Origin of the sequence: Kitasatospora sp. NPDC059088, from assembly GCF_042738155.1 — a bacterium.
GTDB lineage: Bacteria > Actinomycetota > Actinomycetes > Streptomycetales > Streptomycetaceae > Kitasatospora.
Genome location: NZ_JBHYGR010000242.1, coordinates 1 through 6,113, shown reverse-complemented (window position 1 = coordinate 6,113; position 6,113 = coordinate 1). Strand labels below are relative to the sequence as shown.

General features: G+C 74.3%; 6 protein-coding genes. 1 reads left to right on the top strand and 5 read right to left on the bottom strand.

The annotated features are described in order from the left end of the window. Window positions 1-138: 138 nt before the first annotated feature. The 5 genes from ACFWXO_RS44525 to ACFWXO_RS44505 all read right to left on the bottom strand — a co-directional run bounded on the left by ACFWXO_RS44525 (window position 139) and on the right by ACFWXO_RS44505 (window position 5,476). Window positions 139-843 (bottom strand): DUF4232 domain-containing protein, encoded by a 705-nt coding sequence (locus ACFWXO_RS44525; protein ID WP_380532778.1) that lies wholly within the window; start codon window positions 841-843, stop codon window positions 139-141. 172 nt (window positions 844-1,015) lie between these two features. Continuing rightward, entirely contained in the window at window positions 1,016-2,743 is a 1,728-nt protein-coding gene (locus tag ACFWXO_RS44520) for an ABC transporter ATP-binding protein (RefSeq protein ID WP_380532775.1), read from the bottom strand. Between the two features lie 39 nt (window positions 2,744-2,782). After that, on the bottom strand, window positions 2,783-3,043 hold the full coding sequence (locus tag ACFWXO_RS44515) for a lasso peptide biosynthesis PqqD family chaperone (protein WP_380532772.1): 261 nt from the start codon (window positions 3,041-3,043) through the stop codon (window positions 2,783-2,785). A 97-nt stretch (window positions 3,044-3,140) separates the two neighbouring features. Next, entirely contained in the window at window positions 3,141-3,575 is a 435-nt protein-coding gene (locus ACFWXO_RS44510; protein ID WP_380397781.1) for a lasso peptide biosynthesis B2 protein, read from the bottom strand. Continuing rightward, window positions 3,572-5,476 (bottom strand): asparagine synthase-related protein, encoded by a 1,905-nt coding sequence (locus ACFWXO_RS44505; protein ID WP_380532769.1) that lies wholly within the window; start codon window positions 5,474-5,476, stop codon window positions 3,572-3,574. The genes ACFWXO_RS44510 and ACFWXO_RS44505 overlap by 4 nt, the downstream gene beginning before the upstream one ends. Window positions 5,477-5,876: 400 nt before the next feature. Here ACFWXO_RS44505 and ACFWXO_RS44500 point away from each other — a divergent pair, with 400 nt between their 5' ends. Next, on the top strand, window positions 5,877-6,014 hold the full coding sequence (locus tag ACFWXO_RS44500) for a hypothetical protein (RefSeq protein WP_380397777.1): 138 nt from the start codon (window positions 5,877-5,879) through the stop codon (window positions 6,012-6,014). Window positions 6,015-6,113 lie beyond the last annotated feature (99 nt).

Sequence of the window (6,113 nt, the reverse complement as noted above, 5' to 3'; positions counted from 1 at the left end):
GCGGCCCGCGGGGCGGGGGGGGGGGGCGCGGCCCGGGCGCCCGCCGGCGGCGGGGGGGCCCCCCCCGGCGGCCCCCCACCGGGCCCCGGGGGGCCGGGGGGGCGGGCCCCGCCGCCCCCACGAACGCACAGGAGAGGCTTAGTTGGGAGCGGAGGCCACGGAGGCGACGGCCTCGGCCAGGGTGGCCCGGTACATGCCCATCGAGGGGTTCAGGACCTTGGCGTCGGCCCCGAGCGGGAAGTTCTGGATGCTCGCCAGCGGCATGTTGCCGTCCTCGTCGTCGGCCAGCACGTTGACCTCGTTGATGCCGGGGGTGGTCCCGGCGGTGGCACCGCTCGGGTCGAGGTCGAGCACCACGTAGGCGGTCTTGCCCGCCGCGACGGTGTACCGCATGGTCCCGGCGGCGAGGATCGGCTTGAGGTTCTTGCTCTGGTCGCGGGTCGCGGAGTTGCCCAGGTCCACACCCGGCGTGGCGCTCAGGGTGCACGCGCCGCCGCCCTTGTTCTGCACCTCGATCACCCGCTGGCTGGGCGCGCCGGAGCGGGCCGACAGGTGGATCGAGAGGTTCTGGACGTCGCACGGGCCACCGGCCGCGCCCCCGGAGCCGGACTTGGTGCTGCCGCCGGACGGCGCGTGCGTGGTGGGCCGCGCGCCCGTGCCCGTGGTGGGCGCGCCCGCCGGGGCCGGACCGCCCGCCGTCGGCTTCGCGGCCACCGTGTTGCTCGCGGAGGGCGCCGGCCCGGCGGCCGTGTCGGTGTTGTCGGGCCCGCAGGCGGTCAGCGCCAGCCCCGCGCCGGCGAGAACGGTGGCGACGAGCAGCGGACGACGGTGGCGGACGGACATGGTGGCTCCCCGATGACGGTGTGTGCTGACTGCTTGGAACACTCCACAAGACGTCGGACCACCGGATTCGGTGGCACCTCCGGCGTCACAATCACCAGGACGTGACAGGGACGGGACTGTGACACGCGTTCGGGGGCGGGCCGGTTGACAACACCCGCCCGGTGATGATCAGTCAGCCCGGCCGGTGGTGGCCCGCGAGCTGCCGGAAGTCCGGGTGGCCGTGGAAGAGTTCGGGGTAGGTGCCGGTGGCGGTGGCGGTGCCGTCGGAGAGCATGACGACGGTGTCGGCCGCCTCGATGGTGGACATCCGGTGGGCGATGACGAGGATGGCGCACTCCTCCCGGAGGGCGTGCAGGTTGAGCGTCAGGGCGGCCTCGTTGGCCGGGTCGAGGTGGGCGGTGGGTTCGTCCATCAGCAGCAGCCGGGGGCGGGCCAGGAGGGCGCGGGCGATGGCGACGCGTTGCCGTTCGCCGCTGGAGAGGCGTACGCCGCGTTCGCCGACCTCGCTGTCGAGCCCGTCCGGCAGGCGGTTCACCTTCCGGGTGAGGTTGACCAGGTCGAGGACCTGCCGGAGCCGCTCGTCGGTGGCGTCCGGCGCGGCGTAGCGGAGGTTGTCGCGCAGGGTTCCGTGCAGGATCGGGCAGTCCTGTTCGACCCAGCCGAGGTGGGATCGCCACTGGGCGAGGCCGAGGTCGGCGGCGGGCTGCCCGTCGATCCGCAGGCTGCCGCTCCAGGGTTCGTAGAAGCGGTTGATCAGGGCGAAGGTGGTCGACTTCCCGGCCCCCGACGGTCCCACCAGGGCGACCAGCGCGTGCTGCGGCACGGTGAGGGAGAGCCCTTGGAGGACGGGGGCGTCCGGGCTGTAGCCGAACCGCAGGTCGCGCAGTTCCAGCGCGGGCGCCGGCCCGCGGCCGGCGGGGCGCGGCGGGGTGGCACGGCCGGGCCGGGCCGGGGTGTCCTCCTCGACGGGGAGCGCGTACACCTCCTGGACGCGTTCCACGGACCCCTTGGCCCGGTTCACCGAGGCGATGCCCTCCATCAGTTCGGTGACGGGGCCGGTGAGTTGGGAGGCGTAGAGCAGCATCGCCACCAGGGCGCCGAGCGACAGGGCGCCCTGGTCGACCCGGGCCGTGCCGAACAGCAGCACCAGGATGAAGGCGGCGTTGATGGCGAGTTGGGCGGTGGGGGCGACCACGGCGGTGAGCCGGGCGCTGCGCACCGCGGCGTCGTAGGCGCGGTGCGCGAGGGCGTCGAGGTGGTCGATCTCCCGCTGCTCGGCACGGTTGGCCCGGACGGTGCGCAGCGCGGACAGGGCGCGCTCCAGTCCAGCGGAGATCGCGCCCACCGCGGTCTGCAGCGCCGTGGAGGTGCGGCCGATCTCGGCCGACAGCCGGTTGATCACCAGGCCGCAGCCGAGCAGCACCCCCAGGATGAGCAGCATCAGCAGCGGGTCCAGCACGAACATGGCGACGACGCTGCCCAGCGCGACGCACAGGTTGGTGGCGATCTGGACCGAGACGTGGGTCAGCGCCTCGCGCAGCACGACCACGTCCGTCGAGGCGCGCGCCATCAGGTCGCCGACCCGCTGGCGGTCGAAGGCGTCCATCCGGACCCGCAGCAGGTGCGCGGTCAGACCGGTGCGCAGGCCCAGCACGAAGCGCTCGCCGGTGCGTTCCAGCAGAAAGGTGGCGCAGGCCCCGATCAGTGCCTGGGTGAGCAGCAGCAGGACGAGGACGGCGCACGGCAGCAGCAGCGGTCGGTGCGAGGTGACGGCGTCGACCACGCCCTTGGCCGCCAGCGGCTGCGCGACGCCGACTCCGGCGGCGGTCAGGGTGAGCAGCAGGGCGGCGCCCAGGGCGCGTCGCCGGCCCCTGGTGAGGGTCCACAGCTGGCGGAGCATCGTACGCACGTCTCCCTTCGTGGGGCGTCGGGTGCTCGGTCAGCCGGTCTCGACGAGGCCGGAGGTGCGCAGCCGTTCGGTCATGGCGGTCAGGTCCTGGCGCGCCTGGGTCGGCGCGATGGCGAAGTGGTCGGCGAACTCCTCGGCGACCTGGTCCAGGGTGCTGCCGTCCAGCAGCCGTTGGAGCGCGTAGGCGCCGGTCTGGTTGAGCTGCCAGTAGTGCCCGGTGCGCCGGCTGAGCAGCACGGCGCCGTCGTCGGTGTCGGTGGACACGGTGTGGTCGGTCAGGCGGAGCGTCATGGTCGGGGCCTTCTCCGGATGCGTCGGGGTGGCGGGCGGGTCGGGGCCGGTGCGGGCCGGGGCCGGTGCGGGCCGGGACGGCGGGCGGGTCGGGCCGTCAGGCCGTGCGCGCCGGCTGCTTGGGGGCGACGGTGACCAGCGGCCGGAAGTAGCCGTCGGGGTAGGGCTCGTCGATGACCCGGCCCTCCGCCTCGACCCAGGCGTGGGCGGCGAAGGGCGTGGTGCGCACGCCGGCCTGCCAGGTGGGCCAGGCGCCCCTGAACCGGCAGAGCAGGGCGGTGGCGATGGAGCGTTGGAGGCAGTTGTGCACGGCGCAGCGCAGGCTGACGGCGACGACGGCGGCCCGGGCCTCGGAGGCCTGGGCGGCGGTGCCCGGGCGGGCGCCGGTGCTGAGGACGCCGAGGACGGCCTGGAGGCGGTCGGGCCGCAGCGTGGACAGCGGCCGGGCGACGGCCACGGCGGCCAGCGGCAGCAGGCGCCGGTGCAGGGGCAGCCGGGTGCGGGCCCGGAGGGCGTAGGGCGGGCTGGTCACGGATTCTCCTCGGGGTGGGGTGCGCGGCCGGGGCGGCCGGTGCCGCTGAGGGTCCGCTCGGTCGATGCGGCGGGCGCGCCGGGGCGGGCGGCGAACGCGCCGGGCCGGGCGGCGATCTCCCGCAGCCACAGCTCGGCGCCGATCGTGGCCTCCAGTTGGGCGGACCAGACGTCCTCGGTGCGCGGGGGTGTGATCAGGGTGGTCCGGAGCCGGTCCGGGTCGATGAGGCCCAGGTGCGCCAGCCGGGAGTCCTCGAACAGGTCCAGCAGGTCGGGGACGTGTTCCTGGAGGGCGCGGTCGACGGGCTCCTCGCAGTCGCCCTTGGTGGTCCGGTCGAGGATCGTCCCGGGCACCAGCCCGCGCATCGCGGTCGCCAGCACGGGCTTGAACTGCCAGGGGCTGTACCGCTCGTGGGGCCGGACGGCCAGCACGGCCTCGACCACCCGGTCGTCCAGGTACGGGAGTTCCAGCGGGAGCCCGGAGGCGGTGTACTCGCGGCAGACCAGGCGCAGCACCGGGCCGGCGCTGCGCAGGGCGGTGAGGGCCTCATGCTGTCCCCGGTCCCGGGCCAGCGGGACGATCCGGCCGGCGACCTCGTGGAAGACCCGCTGGGTGGTGCGCACCGCGTCGCCGGTGGCCCAGGGTGTGGCCGGGAGCCGCTCCCCCCAGCCGAGGGCGGGCCCCCGGGACGGCGGGGCGGTGCGGGCCAGGTCGTCGGCGCACTGCCGCCACCAGGTGCCGAGGTCTCCGCCGCGCAGCAGCCCGGCGAGGCTGGGCAGCAACGGCCAGCTGTTCAGGGCGCGGTGGGCGCTGAGCTGGCGCCAGGCGGTCACCGGCCGGTGGCGGAAGAGCGTGCGCAGGTAGGCGGCCCCGCCGGTGAACAGTTCGTCGGCGCCGTGGCCGGCCAGGTGCCGGGTGGCGCCGTGGTCGACGAGGTGGCGGATCCCGTACCGGATGGCGTTCATGCCGCGGGTCGCGGCGCGCGGGGCCTCGGTGTCGACCGCCCAGTACGGCGGGGAGAACACTGGCGGGGCGTCGGTGTCCGGCACGCTCAGGTGCTGGGCGCCCGGCAGCAGGCGGGCGGCGTGGGCGGCGTACACCGGGTCGTCGTTGATGGCGCTGCCGCCGGTCCAGCAGAAGGTCAGCAGGTCGGGGTGGTGTTCGGCGGCGAGGAAGCACAGCGAGGTGGAGTCCATGCCGCCGGAGAGGTCGGCCGACAGCCGCCCGTCGGGCCGGCGCAGGGCGACCGCCTCGCGCAGCCGCTCGCGCACTCCGGCGGCCCCGGGGTCCAGCGGGAGGTCGGGCTCCGGGGGCTGCCACCAGCGGACGTCCCGGGCGGGGCCGGCGGTGGGCAGCAGCAGGCAGGAGTCGGGGGCGACCTGCCGGACGCCGCGCCACCAACTGCGTTCGCCCAGCGGGGCGAAGAGCATGCCGTACGTCACGCTCGCGGCGATCAGGTCCTCGTCCGGTTCGGCGCCGGTGAGCCCGGCGAGCACGTCGGCCCGGTCCGCGGCGATCGGCACGCCGTCCACGAGGGCGGTGTACACCGCCCTGGTGCCGGTGACGGTGCCCTGGAAGCGCACCCAGCCGTGGGCCGAGGCGATCACATGGGTGTTGCCGGGGAGGCTGCGGGCGAGCGCGTCCAGGTCGGACAGTTCGCGCACCGTGCGGGTGAGGGCGTCGAGGCGGTCCTGCCCGACCGGGCTCAGCCCGTGGACCGCGACCCGGACGGGGCCGGCCTCGGACACCACCAGGTCCTCCGGCGACCACGACCCGGCCAGCCAGGGCCGTCCGGACGCGTGGGCGACGGACCGTGGTGCCGTGTCGCCGAGTCGGCGATGGACCCGGGCGCCGTCCGGGGAGTCCGGAAGGACCACCAGGTGGTCGTTGAGCGACTGCACGAGCCCACCCCCAGGTGTCACGGCGGCGTGGGTGCCGCCGGTTCTCCGGAACCGTGCACCACCGGGGGAAGGCGGCACAACCGGGCAAGGTCCACTTCCCCCATGGATCACGCCATTCACCCACCGAAAGAAGCAGGATGATTGTCGTTCCATCACATTCGAACGTCGTCAAGAAAGCGTTTGGCATGGACACTCCTGTTGCCACAGTTCACTTCTGTGTCCCAACTACCTTTCCGGCCGATCCGGCCGAAAGACGTTCCGTCCGCGATCCACCTGCGGAAACGTGAATTTCCCCGTCATTGGCCGGATCTGACGATGCGACTGGACACTCCCGGCGGCCAGCGGTCCCAATGGAGTCACGCCATCCACAGGCTTCGGCCTCGATGCAGAGGAGAGAACCATGGCCAAGAACATCCAGCTGCCCAAGCGCTACACCCCGCCCACGGCCGCCAAGGTCGGCGACTTCAGCAAGGACACGGACGGCACCATCTACACCAAGAAGGACGCCACGACCCTGGGTTTCAAGAAGCCGCGCTGACCTCGGCCTAGGGCCTGTCCGGCGGATCTTGGCAGATCAGCGCGCGGCGTTGGGCGCCCGGCTGGGCGTGCGCCCGAGTCGGCCTCGTACTGGACGTAC

Excerpts from the sequence above, each read along its gene's own strand:
- ACFWXO_RS44525 (WP_380532778.1), bottom strand. The coding sequence starts at position 843 with ATGTCCGTCCGCCACCGTCGTCCGCTGCTCGTCGCCACCGTTCTCGCC.
- ACFWXO_RS44520 (WP_380532775.1), bottom strand. The coding sequence starts at position 2,743 with ATGCTCCGCCAGCTGTGGACCCTCACCAGGGGCCGGCGACGCGCCCTG.
- ACFWXO_RS44515 (WP_380532772.1), bottom strand. The coding sequence starts at position 3,043 with ATGACGCTCCGCCTGACCGACCACACCGTGTCCACCGACACCGACGAC.
- ACFWXO_RS44500 (WP_380397777.1), top strand. The coding sequence starts at position 5,877 with ATGGCCAAGAACATCCAGCTGCCCAAGCGCTACACCCCGCCCACGGCC.